Source organism: Gemmobacter aquatilis, from assembly GCF_900110025.1.
Lineage (GTDB): Bacteria > Pseudomonadota > Alphaproteobacteria > Rhodobacterales > Rhodobacteraceae > Gemmobacter > Gemmobacter aquatilis.
The window spans coordinates 521,196-540,424 of the sequence record NZ_FOCE01000002.1; the positions used below are offsets into that span (position 1 = coordinate 521,196).

18 protein-coding genes, 2 tRNA genes and 1 pseudogene are annotated in these 19,229 nt (G+C 63.8%); 10 read left to right on the plus strand and 11 right to left on the minus strand.

Annotated features, from left to right (window positions below; translation table 11 throughout):
- Positions 1-27: 27 nt before the first annotated feature.
- Entirely contained in the window at positions 28-1,137 is a 1,110-nt protein-coding gene (locus tag BMX43_RS06290; protein WP_091299128.1) for an NADH:flavin oxidoreductase, read from the minus strand.
- A gap of 99 nt (positions 1,138-1,236) precedes the next feature.
- Between BMX43_RS06290 and BMX43_RS06295 the strand changes: the two genes are divergently transcribed.
- Positions 1,237-1,650 (plus strand): winged helix-turn-helix transcriptional regulator, encoded by a 414-nt coding sequence (locus BMX43_RS06295; protein WP_217643938.1) that lies wholly within the window; start codon positions 1,237-1,239, stop codon positions 1,648-1,650.
- On the opposite strand, the gene purN is transcribed toward BMX43_RS06295, so the two are convergent.
- Both purN and purM read right to left on the minus strand, forming a co-directional pair.
- On the minus strand, positions 1,651-2,238 hold the full coding sequence (purN, locus tag BMX43_RS06300; protein ID WP_091298628.1) for a phosphoribosylglycinamide formyltransferase: 588 nt from the start codon (positions 2,236-2,238) through the stop codon (positions 1,651-1,653).
- Positions 2,235-3,281 carry a phosphoribosylformylglycinamidine cyclo-ligase gene (gene purM / locus BMX43_RS06305; protein WP_091298631.1) on the minus strand — a complete coding sequence of 349 codons (1,047 nt, stop codon included), beginning with the start codon at positions 3,279-3,281 and terminating at the stop codon, positions 2,235-2,237. The genes purN and purM overlap by 4 nt, the downstream gene beginning before the upstream one ends.
- A 139-nt stretch (positions 3,282-3,420) precedes the next feature.
- Here purM and BMX43_RS06310 point away from each other — a divergent pair.
- Positions 3,421-3,496: transfer RNA gene (locus BMX43_RS06310), tRNA-Ile, on the plus strand.
- Positions 3,497-4,233: 737 nt separating this feature from the next.
- On the opposite strand, the gene BMX43_RS19450 is transcribed toward BMX43_RS06310, so the two are convergent.
- Together BMX43_RS19450 and BMX43_RS06315 are read right to left on the minus strand one after the other, a co-directional pair.
- Positions 4,234-5,607 carry a calcium-binding protein gene (locus BMX43_RS19450; RefSeq protein WP_139201537.1) on the minus strand — a complete coding sequence of 458 codons (1,374 nt, stop codon included), beginning with the start codon at positions 5,605-5,607 and terminating at the stop codon, positions 4,234-4,236.
- Positions 5,608-6,023: 416 nt separating this feature from the next.
- Positions 6,024-6,568 (minus strand): annotated as a pseudogene (locus tag BMX43_RS06315) (transposase family protein).
- Positions 6,569-6,791: 223 nt separating this feature from the next.
- Here BMX43_RS06315 and BMX43_RS06320 point away from each other — a divergent pair.
- Positions 6,792-7,301: a hypothetical protein gene (locus BMX43_RS06320; RefSeq protein WP_139201538.1), complete on the plus strand. Its 510-nt coding sequence runs from the start codon at positions 6,792-6,794 to the stop codon at positions 7,299-7,301.
- Between the two features lie 71 nt (positions 7,302-7,372).
- On the opposite strand, the gene BMX43_RS06325 is transcribed toward BMX43_RS06320, so the two are convergent.
- The 6 genes from BMX43_RS06325 to BMX43_RS06350 form a co-directional block, all read right to left on the minus strand.
- Positions 7,373-8,164: a Clp protease/crotonase-like domain-containing protein gene (locus BMX43_RS06325; RefSeq protein WP_091298638.1), complete on the minus strand. Its 792-nt coding sequence runs from the start codon at positions 8,162-8,164 to the stop codon at positions 7,373-7,375.
- Complete coding sequence (locus BMX43_RS06330; RefSeq protein WP_175482040.1) at positions 8,164-8,937, minus strand: CPBP family intramembrane glutamic endopeptidase; 774 nt, start codon at positions 8,935-8,937, stop codon at positions 8,164-8,166. The genes BMX43_RS06325 and BMX43_RS06330 overlap by 1 nt, the downstream gene beginning before the upstream one ends.
- A complete protein-coding gene (locus tag BMX43_RS06335) occupies positions 8,934-10,910 on the minus strand; it encodes an alpha/beta hydrolase (RefSeq protein ID WP_091298644.1) in 1,977 nt (658 codons plus the stop codon). Before BMX43_RS06335 ends, BMX43_RS06330 begins: the two co-directional genes overlap by 4 nt.
- Before the next feature lie 224 nt (positions 10,911-11,134).
- Entirely contained in the window at positions 11,135-11,677 is a 543-nt protein-coding gene (locus BMX43_RS06340) for a head-tail joining protein (protein ID WP_091298648.1), read from the minus strand.
- Positions 11,677-12,033 (minus strand): DUF2190 family protein, encoded by a 357-nt coding sequence (locus BMX43_RS06345; RefSeq protein WP_342711246.1) that lies wholly within the window; start codon positions 12,031-12,033, stop codon positions 11,677-11,679. Before BMX43_RS06345 ends, BMX43_RS06340 begins: the two co-directional genes overlap by 1 nt.
- Before the next feature lie 276 nt (positions 12,034-12,309).
- Positions 12,310-12,399 (minus strand) — tRNA-Ser (locus tag BMX43_RS06350).
- Between the two features lie 261 nt (positions 12,400-12,660).
- Here BMX43_RS06350 and BMX43_RS06355 point away from each other — a divergent pair.
- Genes BMX43_RS06355 through BMX43_RS06385 form a run of 7 tightly spaced genes read left to right on the plus strand, consistent with a single transcriptional unit; the run spans position 12,661 to position 19,073 of the window.
- Positions 12,661-13,551 (plus strand): SPOR domain-containing protein, encoded by an 891-nt coding sequence (locus BMX43_RS06355; protein WP_091298655.1) that lies wholly within the window; start codon positions 12,661-12,663, stop codon positions 13,549-13,551.
- A gap of 47 nt (positions 13,552-13,598) precedes the next feature.
- Positions 13,599-14,765, plus strand: a complete 1,167-nt coding sequence (locus BMX43_RS06360) for a D-alanyl-D-alanine carboxypeptidase family protein (RefSeq protein ID WP_091299136.1) — start codon at positions 13,599-13,601, stop codon at positions 14,763-14,765.
- Positions 14,766-15,392 carry a dTMP kinase gene (gene tmk, locus BMX43_RS06365; RefSeq protein ID WP_091298658.1) on the plus strand — a complete coding sequence of 209 codons (627 nt, stop codon included), beginning with the start codon at positions 14,766-14,768 and terminating at the stop codon, positions 15,390-15,392.
- Positions 15,393-15,394: 2 nt separating this feature from the next.
- A complete protein-coding gene (locus BMX43_RS06370) occupies positions 15,395-16,525 on the plus strand; it encodes a DNA polymerase III subunit delta' (protein WP_091298661.1) in 1,131 nt (376 codons plus the stop codon).
- A 3-nt stretch (positions 16,526-16,528) separates the two neighbouring features.
- Positions 16,529-17,344 carry a TatD family hydrolase gene (locus BMX43_RS06375; protein ID WP_091298665.1) on the plus strand — a complete coding sequence of 272 codons (816 nt, stop codon included), beginning with the start codon at positions 16,529-16,531 and terminating at the stop codon, positions 17,342-17,344.
- On the plus strand, positions 17,344-18,141 hold the full coding sequence (locus BMX43_RS06380) for an MBL fold metallo-hydrolase (protein WP_091298668.1): 798 nt from the start codon (positions 17,344-17,346) through the stop codon (positions 18,139-18,141). The genes BMX43_RS06375 and BMX43_RS06380 overlap by 1 nt, the downstream gene beginning before the upstream one ends.
- A complete protein-coding gene (locus BMX43_RS06385) occupies positions 18,138-19,073 on the plus strand; it encodes an AEC family transporter (protein WP_091298672.1) in 936 nt (311 codons plus the stop codon). The genes BMX43_RS06380 and BMX43_RS06385 overlap by 4 nt, the downstream gene beginning before the upstream one ends.
- Positions 19,074-19,229 lie beyond the last annotated feature (156 nt).

Consider the following 19,229-nt stretch of genomic DNA (forward strand, 5'->3'; position numbering starts at 1 on the left):
GGCTTTTCAGGCCAGTTTGGCCAGATCTCAGGCCAATTCGGCCAGATCCTTGGCATCAAAGCCCTTCAGATCCGTCATCGCGCCCTCGCGCACATGGCGCACCCAGCCCGGATCGCTGATCAGCGCGCGGCCCACGGCGACCAGATCGAACTCGTCCCGCTCCATCCGCTGCACCAGCTTGTCCAGCGGCGTCACCTGCGCGCCTTGCCCGCCGAAGGCGCCAAAGAAATCACCGCCAAGCCCGACCGAGCCCACGCTGATCGTGGCCGCCCCGGTCAGCTTCTTGGCCCAGCCTGCGAAGTTCAGGCCCTCTTCGCCGTCCAGTTCCGGGAATTCCGCTTCCCAGAAGCGGCGCTGCGAGCAGTGCAGGATATCAACCCCCGCCTCGACCAGCGGCAGCAGCCAGTCGGTCATCTCGGCCGGGGTCGTGGCCAGACGGGCGGCGTAGTCCTGCTGTTTCCACTGGCTGACCCGCAGGATCAGCGGGAAATCGGGGCCAAGGGCCGCGCGGGTGGCCTTGACGATCTCGGTGGCAAAGCGTGCGCGTTCCTTGATCGTGGCGCCGCCCCAGAGATCGCTGCGCAGATTGGTGCCCTGCCAGAAGAACTGGTCGATCAGATAGCCATGGGCGCCGTGCAACTCGACCACATCGAAGCCCAGCCGCTTGGCATCCACCGCCGCCTGCGCGAAAGCGGCAATCGTGTCGGCAATATCCTCTTCCGTCATCGCCACACCGCGCGGATCGGCGGGGCCGACCAGCCCCGACGGGCTTTCCACCGGCGCAACCGGCTGCCATTCCCCGGCCCGGGTCGAGCCGGTGTGCCAGATCTGCGGGCCCATCTTGCCGCCCGCCTCATGCACCGCGTCGATCACCCCTTGCCAGCCCGCCAGTGCCGCTTCGCCATGGAAGAACGGAATCCCCGGCAGATTGCGCGAGGCCGGGCGGTTGATCACCGTGCCTTCGGACAGGATCAACCCCACGCCACCTTCGGCGCGGCGGCGATAGTAATCGGCATTCTTTGCCGCCGGCACGCCTTCGGGTGCCATGCCCCGCGTCATCGGGGCCATCACGATACGGTTTTTCAGCTCCAGCCCTTTGAGCGCAAAGGGGCGAAACAGGGTTTCGGTTCCGGTCATCAACATGCTCCTGTTCAAACCTCGGCCTCTTAGGTATATTTTAGAGACTTGGTGTCAATGAGGCACCTTCAGATCACAAAGTCACCTCGGGGTAACCGCATGAACGACATGACTGTTTCCACAGCCGAATCCCAAGGCTGGAACACCGCCTGCATGGCGCATTTTCACGCGGAATGCCCGACGCGGGCGCTGTTCGACCAGATCGCCGACAAATGGTCGATCATGATCCTTGCGGTGCTGGAACAGGGGCCGCAGCGGTTCAACACCATTCGCCGCGCGCTGGAGGGGGTGTCGCAGAAATCGCTGACCCAGACGCTGCGGCGGCTGGAGCGCAACGGCCTTGTCACCCGCCGGGTTCTGGCCACCTCGCCCGTGGCAGTGGAATATGCGCTCAGCCCTTTGGGCGAAACGCTGATCCCGCCCTTCCGGGCGCTCTATCACTGGGTCAAGACCAGCATCCCCGCCGTCAATGCCGCAAGGGCGGCCTTTGATGCGCGGCAGGCCGAGGGCTGATTACAGCAGCACCGGCGTCCGGTCGCCTGCCGCATAGCGGCGCAGCACGGCGGGGTAGAGCTTGTGCTCCTGCACCAGCACCCGCGCGGCAAGATCGTCGGCGCTGTCGCCCGGCAGCACCGGCACCCGGGCTTGCCCCAGGATCGGCCCGTCATCCAGAACCGCCGTTACCTCATGCACGGTACAGCCCGCCTGCGTATCGCCCGCGTCAATGGCGCGCTGATGGGTGTGCAGGCCGGGGTATTTCGGCAGCAGCGACGGGTGGATGTTCAGCATCCGCCCCTCGAACCGCGCCACGAAAGCCGGGGTCAGCACGCGCATGAAACCGGCAAGGCACAGGATATCCGGCGCCGCCGCTTCGATATGGCGCAGCAATTCCGCCTCGAACGCCGCGCGGTCCTTGCCGAAGGCGCGATGATCCACCGCCGCCGTCGCAATCCCCGCCGCCTGCGCCTTGACCAGCCCCGAGGCGGCAGGATCGTTGGAGGCCACCAGCACCGCGCGGCCTTGATGGTCGCCGGTCATCGAATTGACCAGCGCCACCATGTTGGAGCCACCCCCCGAAATCAGGATGGCGACGCGCTTCACAGCAGTTTGCCCGAATAGATCACACCCTCGCCCGGCACCACCGTGCCCAGCCGGGTGACGGTTTCGCCCTCGTCCCGCAGCAGCGCTTCGATGGCATCGGCCCGGTCCGCCGCGACCACGGCAATCATGCCGATGCCGCAGTTGAAGGTTTTCAGCAGTTCCGGCTCGGTCATCCCGGCAGTTTCCGCCAGCCAGCGGAACACCGGCGGCAGTTGCCAGCTCGACAGATCAATGGCGCAGGCCAGCCCTTCGGGGATCACGCGCGGCGGGTTCTCGGTCAGCCCGCCGCCGGTGATATGGGCCAGCGCATGCACGCCGCCCGCCCGCACCGCCGCCAGCGCCTGTTTCACATAAAGCCGCGTCGGCGCCAGCAGCGCCGCCCCCAGCGTGCCGTCGCCGAACGGCGAAGCCGCATCCCAGCCCAGCCCCGAAAGCTCCACCACCTTGCGCACGAAGCTGTAGCCGTTGGAATGCACCCCGTTGGAGCCGAGGCCCAACAGAACGTCGCCCGCCTGCACGCCCGCAGGCATCTCGGTGCCACGCTCCATCGCGCCGACCGCAAAGCCCGCAAGGTCGAAATCGCCCTTGTGATACATGCCCGGCATCTCGGCGGTTTCACCACCGATCAGCGCGCAGCCCGATTGCACGCAGCCTTCGGCGATGCCGTTGATGATCCGCGTCGCCTCTTCGACATCCAGCTTGCCGGTGGCGAAATAATCGAGGAAGAACAGCGGCTCAGCGCCTTGACAGACCAGATCGTTGACGCACATCGCCACAAGGTCGATGCCGATCGTATCCACATTGCCGGTGTCAATGGCGATGCGCAGCTTGGTGCCCACGCCATCCGTCGCCGCCACCAGCACCGGATCGACATAGCCCGCGCCCTTCAGATCGAACAGCGCGCCAAAGCCGCCCAGGCCCGACATGGTGCCGCTGCGCGCGGTGCGCTTGGCGGCTGGCTTGATCCGCTCCACCAGCGCATTGCCGGCGTCGATATCCACGCCCGCATCGGCATAGGTCAATCCGTTCTTCGGCGTGGTCATGGCTGGCGGCTCCCGTTCGGCGATTCACATGCGCCTGCGCTTAGCGCAAGGCAGCCAGCGGAGCCAGTGGATTCCTGCCCCGCCCCGCGCGGCACAGCGACTTGACCCGCTGCCGCCATCTGCTAAACGGCAGAAGGCCGGGCCTGTAGCTCAATGGTCAGAGCAGGGCGCTCATAACGCCTTGGTTGGGGGTTCGAGTCCCTCCGGGCCTACCAACCCCCATATATTTCTCCTTTTCTTTCAGGTTGTTAGCTGAATTCTTGGCGAACCTTGCGGGGTGGTTCGCCAAATTTTGTTCCATCTTCGCCCCATGAGGCAGACGCGCAATAGCCGAGTCGGCAAGGCCCTTGCGCCCGAAATCGTCACAGTAACGCTGCGCCTCGGCCAAGGTGATGTGGCCGCTTACCGACATAATTTCGTGCGGCGACGCGCCCGCCTCGGCAATGCGGCGGCAGATTGCCTTGCGCAAGGCCTTGTCGCACCATTCGCGCATGTCATTGCCGAGGCTATCAGAAGGTCGTGGCGAAATAGTGTTCCCCACCTTTGCGCCCGGTGCGGTTCGGCCAATGTCAGAAAACGCGATGCTTTATACCCTGTATAACGCCGGGCTACAGGCCGGGCCACGGTCCACGGCTTCCGGCATACTGCCTCGACATGGCTCAAAGAACAGGAGTTCAATCGAGATTGGATCGAAACGCAATTGGCTCATGTCGATGGGGGAGTCCGTGGAGTATACAACTCGGCGGAATACCTGCGGCAACGTCGCACCATGATACAGGTTTGGGCCGACTTTCTGGCCGCGTTGCCCCGTCCAGATATGTCTGAAATGTTCAGCGACCTCCTAGGGTGAATAGGCCCGGCGCACTTTCGCACGCCGGGCCCGGCAGCCAAACAGACACCCTTTGCAGGACCAGGTGAGTGCATCGCTGCATCATTGTGGGCACAGGTTTACCTAAGAGAAAAAAGGAGGGGACCACATATCTTCATATAGTACATCAAAGTCAAAGTTGATGCTGTACTTTATGCCAATAATTAGGATCTCCGATCCATCATCCATTTCGACAAGTAAAGAACTTTGGCCTCCAGATTTATATCCCTTCACTTCCACAGCACCATCATCAATAGCTATTTTGTCAATTCCCACCAGAAAGTCAGCGATAGTATCGCGCGAGCCTGCTGCGCTTTTTCCAAAGTGAAATGTGTCAGCACCAGTGCCGCCAAACAGCATATCAGAACCATGGCCACCGTATATCTGATCCGCCCCAATACCTCCATATATTACATCAGATCCACTGTCACCCTGCAGGTGATCCCAGTCGTTGCCACCAAATAATGTATCTGAATTTGAGCCCCCATGTATTATGTCGCCTTGGCCTTCCCCATAGAGGATGTCTGATGATCCGCCTCCTGTTATTGTATCAAAGCCGTCCCCTCCCCAGACAGTATCACTACCATGACTAGAGAACATCATGTCGTCACCTGATCCGCCGTATATGTTATCCAAGCCGGCAGAGCTTGATATGAAATCATTATCGCCGCCGCCATACACCGTGTCGTCCCCTAGGCCCGTGGTTATCAAGTCATTGCCAATGTCTGCTTGCACTGTGACTGACTGATTGTCAGTAACAATATAGTCAGACTGATTGCCGCGCCCAGTGGTAGATATCTGAGTGGAGTCTAACGGTACAAAGATTGCAAAATCAAATTCAGATGGCGGGGGTACATATCCACCTCCTTGACCTGCATTCAACCTTAGAAATTCCCTAAGCTCAAACTCGAATACTTCCTTCGAAAAGTTAATTCTATCAACACCAAAGCTACCGACTCCGGTGTAGGCTCCCCTCGGGATATCGTCTAAGGTCTCAATTTCCGCCAAGACGGAGTTGGTTATTCTAACTGTATTCCCCATCAAGTCAAAGCCATTTCCCGTACCTAGGTTGTCAATATCTCCTCCGTTGTGAACTTTGTCTCTAATACCAAAAACATGCAGCATTTCATGCGCTATGATATGCGTTAGCGAGTACCCACTGACTTCCCCATTCAACCCGAGATAGGCCCTATTCTCATTATTTGGATTTATGTAGACATGTGGTGTGCGAACAAGAAACTCAGAAATTGGTCTCTCGTATATGAAGAAGCTATCTTGCTTTGTGGTGAAAGAGAATAGAATATCCGTTAGCGTGATTTTTGAAAGATATTTACCAGCCAGGGATGAGAATGTATCTGATTCGCATAACATACTGATGATGCCCTTGACCTTGCCTACTTGCGCAGCAGTCATGTTTTTAAATGAAATCTCAGCAATGAGATCATCCGCAAGTGTCATATTTTTTACTCCTGGCTAAGTGCCGTTAAATATTTTGGTGGGAAGGCGAGTCGATTATCTATATGGCCTATTGGTTGCAGCCCCCTCCCCCGTCCATGTGTTCCGCGGCATTTAAGAGGCTGTAAGTGCTAAGCGATGGCCTGCCTTGCGTAAACCATATCTCTTGGATCTTGGCCTTACAGATCTGATGCGAGTGTTTGCTCACCAGACCTCATAGTTTCGATGATTTTTGCGAAGCGTTCGATTAGGGATAGTTAGTGTGGCGGAAGGGGTGGCCGACAGCAGCATCATAGAAAATAAGAGCGCAACATGCGTCAAATCTTCCCTCATCGTATGGGGCATTATTTCACGAGCGGATACCGAAACAAGCTGATTCGTACGGCCTTCTGTCGAGGCTAGGCTCCAGGCATTGAACGTCAAAGCCAGAGCATGATGGTAGCGGCGAGGGCGAGGGCGGAGAGGAAGGTCTTTGTGCACCTGTCGTAACGTGTGGCGACGCGGCGCCAATCCTTGAGGCAGTCGAACATGATCTCGATCCGGTTGCGGCGGCGATAGCAGCCCTTGGCGACGGCGTGCAGCTTGGCGTACAGCCCGCCCTTCGTGCGCCCGCACTGATCGCCCCCCTTTTTCGCCCACAGGCTCGAAGCTGTGCGGTGCGCTTTCAGTTGGGTCGCGTCGATCATCACCATCTTCTGCTCGGTGCCCTCGAAGGCCAACCCCGCCATCATCCTGGCAAAGACCCCCATGTCGCCCCACCGCTTCCATAGTTTGTAGAGCGTCTTCGGCGGGCCATGCTCTCGAGGTGCTTCGTACGACCCCATCGCATCGCTATTTATGAATATTATTCCGATCAGCAATCGTCGGTCATCGATGCACAGCCTGCCATGGCTCTTCGGGAAAACGGCCGGAGCCAGTCCATCGGCTCGTCGGTCAGCCAGAAAAGGTTCAGGGGGCGGGTCATTTCAACATTCCTTTCTCGGGTCATCAACTTCTGTGGCCCAACGCCGCGCAGCATGTGGTCGGGCAGATCGGAATGAACGATGCTGCGCACGCCCCGCGCGCACTATCCAGATCGGGAAAGCCAGCCAGAAATTCGCGTTTCGGATAGCGGCAAAATCAGGCTTGCGGGAACATGACGCCATAGCGACAGGCAGAAAGCTGCCCCAACCGGAATGGAGAACGCCATGAACACGACGGTATTGCTGCGCCTTGCGCTGGCCACGGCTTGCGCGGTCGGAGCTGCGGCAGCGGCTCAGGCGAAGATCGTGGCCGAACCCGAGATGGCCGCCTTCTGCACCGGCGAGGCTGCGGCCAAGCTGGGCACCCGCCCGCGCAACATTCTCACGCTGCCGGTCGAGAAGTCCGGCGGAAAATACATCGTCTATGGCCAGAGCCCCGCCGAGGGTGCGGACGTGACAACCTTTGAATGCAAGTTCGGGTCAGACCGGAAATACCAGGGCATCAAGATCACCAGCCGCCCGGCGGGTGGCGCTTCGGCAGACAATGGCGGTGCGCCGCCTGCGGCCATGACGCGGTGCCGGGACATGGTCGGCGTTCCGGCCAAGGTCGAGACCGTCAGCCCGCTGCGCCCTGGTTTCACCGAGATCATCCTGCGCGAGAATGCCAGTGGCCGCCGCATTGCCTGCACCGCCTCGGATGCGGGCGAGATCACGGACTGGGTGGAGCTGAACTGACCACGGATTTTTCGTAGCAGGTAGCCTTGGAAAACGGGGCGGCCCTGATCAGTGCCGCCCCGACCATGTTCTCAGGGCTGGCAATCCTCGGGCGTCAGATGGATCAGCCAATGCGTGAAGGCCGGGCTGTCCTCATAGGCGCCCGGGCCTTCGTAGCGAACCGGCGGCAGGCCAAGCCGCGCCATGTCGGCGATGGAGAACCCCCAGCCAAGCTGTTCACCGCTGAGGCGGTCGTTGAACCGGTCGCCCACGCCACAGATGGCGAATGTGTCGTTGGCCAAGCCGATCCGGTCATAAAGTGCCTTCTCCTCGACGATCAGCGCCTCGAGCGTGGCCACCGCCTCGTCGAGCCAGGCCTCGAGGTCCATGGGGTTGCCAGCATCGTCCTTCATGTCCTTCGCCTGGTTTCCGACCACCTCGCGCATGTAGTCGCGCAGGCTCAGCCCCTTCTGATCGGCCGTGATCAGGAACCCCCGGTCGTTGCCATGCCAGCCGAGGAAGGCGTTTTCGCGGATGGTGATGCTGTTGGCACCGGGGGCAATGAAGTCGGCACAGGAAGAGAAGCAGCCAACCTCGATGGTCAGGTCGGGTTTCAGATCAGCGATGATCGAGCCTATGAAGATGCCGGGCTTGGTATCGCCACCGCCGGAATTGACGACCATTTTGGTGACCTGCCCGCCTGGCAGGTCGCGCACGGCATCGCTGAGTGCAGTCAGGCCTGCCGCGTTGATGCCGCCGATATAGGTCAGCGTATCCCCCTCGATCTTCACGATGGGGTTCGGATCGGTCGAGGGCTTCACGGGGGCCCAATCGGCGAAGGCGGGGCTGGCGGCCAGCAGGGCGGCAATGGCAAGGGCGCGCATCAGACATACTCCTTTCCGTAGTCGCGCCCGGTATCCCGCAGGAAGAACAGGCCAAGAAGAAGCAAGGGCAGGCTCATTACGATGCTGCCATAGTCGCCAAGGGCCGTGGGGGCCGCCGCCGCCCCCGCGCCTGCCGCTGCCGTGTCTCCCGCGGCCACAAGGAAGGTGCCCGCATCCCACAGCCCGTGCAGCACGATCCCGGTCCAGAGTGACCCAGTCCGCAGCCGCACGGCGGCAAGGAAGACCCCCGACAGGAAGGCCGCAACTGCCTGCAGCACCGCCCCGCGCAGATCGCCCGTCAGGAACACGTTCAGCACATGCATCGCCCCGAACAGGACCGACGAGCCAAGGATCGCCACCCAGATGCCATAGCTGCGGAACATCCCGCGCAGCCAGATACCTCGGAACATCACTTCTTCGGACCAGCCTACCATCATCGTATTGGCCAGGATGAACAGGGTGACACTTGCGGGTGGAAGCCCGGCGTTCAGCGCGCTGGCCGCGAACAGCGCCAAGAATAGAAGCCAAGGCCAGATCACCTTCAGCGTGCCGCGCTGCGGACCTTGCGTCAGACCAACGTCACGCCACCAGCGGAACAGGACCACAACCACCAGCAGGAACAGGCTTGCCGCGGCGAGGGACGGCGACAGCCCATGCTTCACAAGGTCGAGAAGGTCGATCCCCTCGGGTCCGGTACCTGCGATCTGGATACCGGAATTGATCGCCTGCCAGAGCAGATAGACACCAAGGGCGACAAGGGCTGTCAGTTTCATTTCGACCATGTCCCGTCAGGCAAAAGGAAAGCAGACGTCAGGGCTTGCGCGCAAGCATCGTTGATCGGCGCTTCGGGGTTCTCCAGGAAGGCCGCGCCGATATCCTTGGCGCATTGCGAAAAGGCCAGCGTGCCGTGGCCGGATTCGGGGAAGAACACCAGCCGCCCCTTCGGTAGCGACGAGACCATCCAGGCGCCCCAGCTTGGCGCGGTTTGGGTGTCGAAGGCGCCCTGCATGACAAGGGTCGGGATCGCTGCTGTCACCGGATCATGGAAGCCGGGGCGCGGTTGCGGCACGAACTCCTTGCACAAGTCGAAGAAGGTCGTATCCACAAGGCTTTCGAACATGCCCGCCAAGCTTGCCGGCCAGCCGAACTCGGTCTGCAGGCGCAGGCTGACGGCGGCCGCACCCTCGGGCGAGTTGATGTCCATGTCTTCCTGACAGGCGAACATCTGGGTCTGGAAGCCTTCCAGCAGCACCCGGTCAAGGGCCGCGTTGTCGGCCCCGACCCGGGCGAAGACCTGCGCAAGCTGTCCATCGCCTAGCATCCCCGCGAGCGTCTCCAGCCTTGCCAGCGTCTCGCCGGTGAACTGGCGCGATAGCATGTCCGCCAGCGCCGCCCGCGTGGGCGCCCCGGTCCGTAGGCGCAGGTAATCGGCGGCAAAGCTCACGCGGGCAAGCTGGTCGGGCAGATCCAATGCGGCTGCCTTCAGCGCGGCCTCGAACTCGTCCACCAGTCCGGCACCGCTGGCGGCGGCGGCACGATCAGCCTCCAGCCGCGACAGCATCGCCTCAACTGCTTTGTCGTTTTCGCGCCCCACCATCGCCAGCCGCAGCGCGGTTTCGGCAAAGGCCATCGCATCAGCATCAAGGCCGGTCAGCCCGGCAAGGGCGCTTTCCGGCGTCGGGTGGAGGGCGATCTTTTCGCTGGTCAGCGCGGTCAAGGTCGTGGCATCGCCGACCTCAAGCTCGGCCACCACTTTCGGGATGTATCCCGTCAGCCCCTGCAGCTTCGCCTTCCAGTTGTTGCGGCCATCGACCAATGTGAACAGTGCATCGGCGTTGATCTCGCCCTGGGGTGTCGCGATCGGCTGCGTCTCCAGCTTGGTGAACAGCGCCCAGAAACGGGTCTTCAGGTCGGGATAGGCGGCCGTGCATTTCGCATCCGCCGTGCATGCGTCAAAGATGCCCTGGATTGCCTCGGCATGGGGTAAGGCCAGCGTGTCGTAGATCGGCGCCTGCACGGGGGCGACCGAGTCCAGCACCACTGACCGAAGGCCTTCGGGGGCGGCGCGCATCACCTCTTGCCCCAGCTTGGTGCCGTAGGAAATGCCGTAGATGTTGTAGGTCGGATAGCCCAGCGTGTGCATCACCGCCTGCACATCCTGCGCGTTCTGCCAGGTGTTGATCTTGGTGATGTCCGCGCCCGAGGCGGCAATCTCGTCCAGACAGGCACGGGTCATCTTGCGCGTCAGCGCCACCGTGTCGCCCATGCCTTTCGTCGCCTGCACCAGCGCTTCGGGATCGGACGCGAGTGTGTCAAAGCACCGGGTCTCGGCAGACGCCGACTGATCCACCCCGCGCTGGTCAAAGGCCACCACATCGCGCCGGGTGCGCAGATGTTCAAAGAAAGTAGTGGTCAGCGAGGCGCGCGCCACGATCCCTACGCCGGGGCCACCGTGCAGATGCACCACTGCATCGGGAGCGGGCGCGAGGGACCGCGACTTGAAGATCATGAAGGCAAGGTCGATCTGGCGACCTTCGGGGTTTTCATGATCCTCGGGCACAGAAATCTTGCCGCAGGCCACGGTGCGGCCCTCGATCTCGAACGGGGCCAAGGGACGCGGGCAGGCCGTGGCCACCACTGGATAGCGCGGATCAGCGCCGCCAGCGGCGATCAACGGCAACAGCGGGTCCACCGGGGCGGGCGACGTTAGCGCAAGCACGAAGGCAACGATCTGGTCGGGGGTCATGTCCAGCTTTCCTGTTCGATTTTCCGACTGTCACGCTTTTGCTGCCCTGCGCCTATCCGAAACGCGAAATCCGGCTGCTGCAGGGCAGTTCTTCGCGTTGCGGATAGCGGCGAATCTGGTGGCAGCTACAAATCTGCGAAGACTGAATGTGGAGGCTTTCACCCGGCCGACCTGCCGGGTGTGATGTGCTATACGCGGGCGCGCCAGTGCTATTTCAGGGGCCACTATTCCGCCGCCGCAACGAAGGATGTGTTCCAATGAAACCAATCGTGTTCCATGCCATTTCGCTCCTTGCGTGCTCCATGCTTCCGGTTGCGGCCTGGGCCGAGGATGTCCCGCCATCCGTCACGATGGATGGGGCGGTGGCCATACAGGCTGCAACTTTGGCCGAAGGCACCCTGAACGAAGCTCAGGTCCAGGTGCTGAAGGATGTCGCGCACCAGAAAGCGGTCGTGCTGACCTGCGAAGGCTTTGCCATCGACGACGCCCGCTTTGCAGGCGTCTTCGAGACAGCCTATCCGACTGACGCCGAGTTTGAAGCGATGAACGAGGCAGGACAGGTTCACCTGCGATCGGTGATGATGCTGGTGTTGGGCACCTTCCTCGGAGGCAATGTAGACGCGGGTGGTTTCGGACCAGAGCCGCGCGTCGCCGAAGTCGGTGACAGCATCGGCACGCCGGGCGACGACGCGTACAAGAACGGGCGCGCCGCCGTCGGCGATGTAGACCGCGTCCCGCCCCATGTTCAGATCGGCGAAGGCGCCCATCAGAACGCGCCGTTCAGCCGCACCCGGCCGATCAGGTCTGTGGCCCCGCCTGCGACAGCCTCGGTCGCCACGCCGAACAGGGTGTTCGAGGTCGGGGTCTTGGCGGTCTGCTTGGCGGTGTAGTCCCAATAGATCTTGTCACCTGCGGCCCATGCCTGCGAGGCGACTTTTTTCAGATCATAGACGCCGACGAGCGCGGTTTCGACCGCTTCGCTGAGGGCGGCGGTACCAGCGGCAACGCCGAAGACTGAGCCCACGAGCAGGCCATCGCCGGAAGTGACGGCATTCCGCTGTGCAAACTGTCCTTCGTCAGGCCGAAGCGCTCTCATCGCAGTGGGCAATCTGAATCCGTTCATTGGCTCAGGACATTTCGATGGTGGTTCCGATCGGCACCCAGTTGAACTGTTCGAAAGCAACAGCTTGCTTCGAAGTATAAAGTGTTACTTTTCATCGCCTTGCGAAAAATTCACCAAAACGGCGAAGGCAACAGGTCTGGAGAATATCGACCCAGAGAGAACGATTTCTGACCATCTGGGGAATGTGCCGGTTAACAGCCACACCCGCATAACCCCCGAAAACAACGGAAAAATCCGGCCTCAGCCGGATCGGGAGAACGCTTTCTTGAGGGCAAGTGGCGGAAGCGGTGGGATTCGAACCCACGGTACGGTTCCCCGCACGCTAGTTTTCAAGACTAGAGCCTTAAACCACTCGGCCACACTTCCGACGCACCGGGCTTACATCCCCGCCCCCGGCTTCGCAAGACCCCGGTGCCCATCCAGACGCCCCATCCAGACCCCCGCCCCTCTTCTCGCCGCCCCCGCCGCCATGGCCGAATTTTGCCGAACCCGGCCTGCACCCTTTTCTCGCCGCCGCGCAGCGCGTATGATGCGGTGTGGTGTGCAGGCACCAAAGGCAGGGCCGCCCGCAAAGGCGGCGGTTGAATAGCGCGGCACGACAGAAGGCGCGCATCACGGGGGCTGAAAATGGCAGGAGCAGGGATCAGGCAGCTGATCTGGGCAGCAATGGCGGCAGGCGCGCTTTCGGCCTGTCAGGACGGGGGCAACCCCTTCACCGCGAAACCGGAACCCGGCGCGGATGCGCAGGAACCGGCGGCGAAGGCTGCGACCTCGGTCAAGCTGGTGGACCGCGATGTCGAGGCGCCCGAGGTGTTCCAGACCACCGACATGGCGCTGTGGGACGGGCGGCCCTCGCTGGGCGGCGTCTGGGTCGCCTCGCCCGATGCGAAAGACCCGGAACGGGTGATCCTGCGCAATACCGCCAATGGCAAATTCGTCATCGGCGCGCTGTTCCGCCGCGAGCGTGACAATCCCGGCCCGAAGCTGCAACTCTCGTCGGATGCCGCCGAGGCGCTGGGCCTGCTGGCCGGGGCGCCCGGCAAGGTGTCGGTCACCGCGCTGCGCCGCGAAGAGGCACCGGCCGTCACCGATGCCCGCAAGCCGCTGCTCGATGCGCCCGAAACCGCACAGGGCGAAACGCCTGCGGCCCCCGCCCAGTCCGGCGCAGCCCCGGCACCGATTGCGGCAGGCCCGGTCAACGGCCCCGCCGTGAAGGCCACGCCGGTCGCTCCCGCCGCCGGGGCCAAGCCCACGCCCGCCAAACCCGCCGCCCCTGCCCCCGCCAAACCGGCGGCCAGCGGTGCCTATACGCTGCAGATCGGCATCTTCTCGGTCGAGGCCAATGCCGAACGCGCCGTTGCCACGCTGAAGAAGGCCGGGGTTTCCGCCGCCATCCGCTCGGGCCAGACGCAGGGCAAGCCGCATTGGTCGGTCACCGCCACCGGCAATGACAAGACAGCCCTTCTCGCCAAAGTGAAGTCACTCGGCTTTACCGATGCCTATTTCCTGAAAAAATGACCCTGACGGGCCGCCCCTCCGGCGGCCCCCCAAGGACGGATACGCCCATGTTCAAGCGCCTCGCCTTCGCCTTCGCCCTGCTTTCCTCCACCGCCACCGCCGCACTGGCCTTCGAGACGCAGGCGCAGGCCGCCTGGGTCTATGACCTGACGACCCAGACCGTGCTGATGGACAAGAACGCCGACGTGCCCCGCCCGCCCGCCTCGATGTCCAAGCTGATGACGCTGAACCTGCTGTTCGAAGCGCTGCGCGATGGCCGCTATTCCAAGGACACCACCTTTGGCGTGTCGGAAAAGGCGTGGCGCATGGGCGGCTCGAAGATGTTCGTCAAGCCCGACGACCGGCCCACGGTCGAAGAGCTGATCCATGGCATCATCATCAATTCCGGCAATGACGCCTGCGTTGTGGTGGCCGAAGGGATGGACGGGTCGGAGGATGAATTTGCCAAGACGATGACCGCCCGCGCGCAGGCGCTGGGAATGACCCACGCGCATTTCGCCAATTCCTCGGGCTGGCCCGACCCGGCCCAGGTGATGAGCGCGTCGGATCTTGGCCTGCTGGCGGTGCGGCTGATCACCGAATTCCCGGAATATTACCCGTATTTCGCGATGACCACCTACAGCTACAAGGACCGCGTGCCCGCCAACAGCCAGAACCGCAACCCGCTGCTGAAGATCGAGGGTGGCGACTGGAAGGCCGACGGGCTGAAAACCGGCCATACCGAAGAGGCGGGCTATGGCCTTGTCGGCTCGGCGGTGCAATCGGGCGGGCGGCGCATCGTCTTTGTCATCATGGGCCTGCCCACCGACAAGGCCCGCGCGGAAGAGGCTGAACGTATCGCCAACTGGGCCTTCCGCGAATTTTCGATGAAAACCCTCGCCAAGGCCGGCACCCGCATCGCCGAGGCCGATGTATTTCTGGGCGATGCGCCGAAGGTTGGCCTCGTGCCGGCGCAGGACATCGAACGCCTGCTGCCCGCCGCCGCCGTCAACGGCATGACGGCCGAAGTGGTCTACAAGGGCCCGATCATGGCGCCGGTCACCGCTGGCACGCCAATTGCCGAACTGGTGGTGCATATCCCCGAAATGGCCGAGGCCCGCATCCCGCTGGTCGCCGAAACCGATGTGCCCAAGGGCGGCTTCGTCAAGCAATTGTCCACGGCGGCGCAGGTGCTGATCAAGCGCTTCCTGCCTGCGGACGCTGCGGCAAGCTGAATGGCGCAAGGGCGGTTTCTCAGCTTTGAAGGCATCGACGGCTCGGGCAAAAGCACGCAGGCGCGCCTGCTGGCCAGCGCCCTGCGCGATCTGGGGGCCGAGGTCGTGCTGACGCGCGAACCCGGCGGCAGCCCCGGCGCCGAGGAAATCCGCCGTCTGGTGCTGGAAGGCGACCCCGACCGCTGGTCGGCGGAAACCGAACTGCTGCTGTTCACCGCCGCCCGGCGCGACCATCTGGAAAAGACCATCCGCCCGGCGCTGGCGCGCGGCGCCGTGGTGATCACCGACCGCTTCGCCGACAGCTCGCGCATGTATCAGGGCATCTCGCGCGGCGATCTGGCCGCCACCGTCGATGCGCTGCACGCGCTGATGATCGGGGTGGAACCCGATCTGACCCTGCTGATCGACATCGACCCCGAAACCGGCCTGTCCCGCGCCGTGGCCCGTCAGGGCGTCGAACAGCGGTTCGAGGATATGGGCCTTGATCTGCAACGCAAGATGCGCGGCGGCTTCCTGTCGCTGGCCGCCGCCCACCCGGCCCGCTTTCGTGTGATCGACGGCGCCCGCCCGCCCGAAGCCGTGGCCGCCGATGTGCTGGCCACCGCCCGCGCGCATCTGGGGCTGTAACCATGCCCTCCGTCTATCTGGGCGATTTCCCCGAACCCGACCGCATCGAGGGCGCCCCGCATCCGCGCGAAACCGCGCATCTGATCGGGCACGAGGCCGCACAGGCCGAATTCCTGTCGGCCTTCACCGCAGGCCGCCTGCATCACGGCTGGCTGATCACCGGCCCGCGCGGGCTGGGCAAGGCCACCCTTGCGTGGAAACTCGCCCGCTTCCTGCTCGCCACGCCCGATGATGACGGCGGCATGTTCGCCCCGCCGCCGCCCACCACGCTCGACATCCCCGACAGCCACCCCGTCGCGCGCCGCCTCGCCGCCCTGTCGGAACCGCGCTGCTACCTGCTGCGCCGGGGCCTGAACGAAACGGAAAAGAACGTGGCGCAAGAGATTCTGGTCAAGGAAGTCCGCAAGCTGAAGGATTTCTTCGCACTCTCCGCCGCCGATGGGGGCCGCCGCGTCGCCATCGTCGATGCGGCAGACGAGATGAACACCGCCGCCGCCAATGCCCTGCTGAAACTGCTGGAAGAACCGCCCGCAGGTGTCACCTTCTTCCTGATCTCGCACCAGCCCTTCCGCCTGCTGCCCACCATCCGTTCGCGCTGCCGCGAATTGCGCCTGCACCCGCTGCCCGCCCCGCAGATGGCCGCGGCACTGGCACAGGCTGGCGCGGCGATCGACGCTCCCGATGCCATGGCGCAACTCGCCGGTGGCTCGGTGGGCGAGGCGATGCGCATCGCCAATCTCGACGGCATGGCGCTCTATCGCAACCTCATCAGCCTCCTCTCCGGCCTGCCCCGGATGGATCGCCCCAAAGCGCTGGCGCTGGCCGATACCGGCACCGGCAAGGGCAACGAGCCGCGCTTCGATCTGGCGGTGACGCTGATCGACCTGGCCCTCGCCCGCCTCGCCCGCACCGGCACGCTGGGCGCCCCCCCGCCCGAGGCGACCCCGGGCGAAGCGCAGCTTCTCGCCCGTCTTGCGCCCGACGCTTGGGCAGGCCGCGCCTGGGCCGACCTCGCCGAACACCTTTCCGCGCGCGCGCGCCGGGGCAAGGCCGTCAACCTTGACCCTGCCGCCCTTCTCATGGATATGTTCCTGCGGATCGAAGAGACGGCGGGCCAACTCGCCTCAAGGTGATACATGACCCCGCCTGACATCGTTGACAGCCACTGCCATCTCGACTTCCCGGATTTCGAGCCCGACCTGCCCGCCATCATCGCCGCCGCCCGCGCGGCCGGGGTGCGCCGCATGGTCACCATCTGCACCCGGCTGAAACACGAACCCCGCGTCCGCGCCATTGCCGAGGCCTATGACGGCGTGTTCTACGCCGCAGGCACCCACCCGATGAGCGCCGCCGAAGAACCGCTCGCCACGGTGGACCAGCTTGTCCAACTGGCGCGGCACCCGAAATTCGTCGGCATCGGCGAAACCGGGCTCGATTACCATTACACCGCCGAAAGCGCCGCGATCCAGCAAACCTCGCTGCGCCTGCATATCGAAGCCGCGCAGGAAACCGGCCTGCCGCTCATCATCCATGCCCGCGCGGCGGATGACGACATGGCGCGCATCCTTGCGGAAGGCTACCGCGCGCAGCCCTATGGCTGCGTCATGCACTGCTTCTCGTCCTCCGCCGAACTGGGCCGCGCCGCGCTCGACCTCGGCTTCTACCTCTCGATGTCCGGCATCACCACCTTCCCCAAGTCACAGGAGCTGCGCGACATCTTCGCCGCCGCCCCGCTGGATCGCATCCTGCTGGAAACCGACAGCCCCTATCTCGCCCCGGTCCCCTATCGCGGCAAACGCAACCAGCCCGCCTATACCGCCTTCACCGCCAAGACCGGCGCGCAGATCTTCGGCCTGTCCGAGGCCGAATTTGCCGCCGCCACAACCGCCAATTTCGACCGGCTGTTCCCCAAAGCCGCCGCCCCTGCGGCGCTGGAAACCGGGGCCGCCTGATGTATCGCTTCACCATCCTCGGCTGCGGCTCCTCCGGCGGTGTGCCCCGCCTCGGCGGCGATTGGGGCGATTGCGACCCGACCAACCGCAAGAACCGCCGCCGCCGCTGCTCTCTGCTGGTGGAACGCATCGGCGCCGAAGGCATCACCCGCGTGCTGATCGACACCTCGCCCGACATGCGCGACCAGTTGCTCGATGCGGGCGTGGGCACGCTGGATGCCGTCGCCTACACCCATTCTCATGCCGATCATGTGCATGGCATCGACGATCTGCGCCAGATCGTCTTCAACCTGCGCCGCCGCCTGCCGGTCTGGGCCGATGGCCCGACGCAAGGGGCGCTGCTGGATCGCTTCGCCTATGCCTTCGTGCAGCCCGAAGGCTCGCCCTATCCGCCGATCCTCGATCTGCACACCATCAACGGCCCCTTCACCATCCAGGGCGCCGGTGGCCCGCTGACGCTGACCCCCTTTGTCGCCGATCACGGCTCCATTGATGCCTTGGGCTTCCGCGTGGGCGGCCTCGCCTATCTGCCCGACGCGGTGCAGATCCCCGAGGAAAGCTGGCCCCATCTGACCGGCCTGCAAGTCTGGATCATCGACGCGCTGCGCCGCAAACCGCACCCGACCCATGCCCATCTGGCGCTGGCGCTGGACTGGCTGGCCCGCGCCGCCCCCGAACGCGGCGTGCTGACCAACATGCATCTCGACCTCGATTATGCCAGCCTCGCCGCCGAACTGCCCGCCCACATCACCCCCGCCTTCGACGGCATGGTGATCGAACTGCCCGCCGCGCCATGAGCGCATTGCTCGACGTCATCCTGCCGGTCTTTCTGGTGATCGGCGCAGGCTGGCTGGCGGCACACAGACAGATCATCAGCGCCGAGGGTGTAGACAGCCTGATGCGCTTTGCCCAAAGCATCGCCGTGCCGGTGCTGCTGGCGCAATCCATCGGCAAACTGAACCTTGGCGCCAGCTACGACCCGGCGCTGTTCATCAGCTTCTACGCCGGGGCCTTTTCGGGCTTCGGCCTGGGCTTTCTCGGCGCCCGACTGCTGGGCCGCCCCGCCACCGATGCCGTGGCCATCGGCTTTGCCGCGATGTTCTCCAACTCGCTGCTGCTTGGCGTGCCGATCACCGAACGCGCCTATGGCGCCGAGGCGCTGTCGGCCAATTTCGCCATCATCTCGATCCACTCGCCGCTGCTCTACGCCGTCGGCATCCTCGTGATGGAACTGACGATCAGCCATGGACGGGGCCTGCCCGCCCATCGCGTGGCACGGCAGGTGCTGCGCGCCATCGCCACGCAACCGATGGTGCTGGGCATCGCCGCCGGCCTCACGATCAATCTGTCGGGCCTGCCCCTGCCCGGCTTCCTGTGGGATGCGATGAAGATCATCTCCGGCGCCGCCATCCCCTGCGCCCTGTTCGGGCTGGGGGGCGTGCTGCTGCGCTACCGCCCCGAAGGCGACGGACGGGCCATCGCGCTGGTGGTCGCGCTCTCGCTGGTGCTGCACCCGCTGGTCACCTGGACACTGGGCACCCAGGTCTTCGCCCTGACCACCGACCAGCTCCGCTCTGCCGTGCTGACCGGCGCCATGGCCCCCGGGGTCAACGCCTATCTCTTCGCCCACAGCTACGGCGTGGCCAAGCGCGTCGCCGCCTCCGCCGTGCTGCTCGCCACACTCAGCTCCATCGCCACCATCTGGCTCTGGCTGCAGATCCTGCCCTGACCCCAGGATCCTGTCCTGACCCAGAATCGGCTCTCCTCCCGCTTTCATCTTGGCCCAAATATCCCGGGGGAGTCGCGCACAGCGCGACGGGGGCAGCGCCCCCGCGCACAGGCTCCGCCTGTGCTCCCAGTCCTGAAAAAGCCGGGGGCCTTTCGG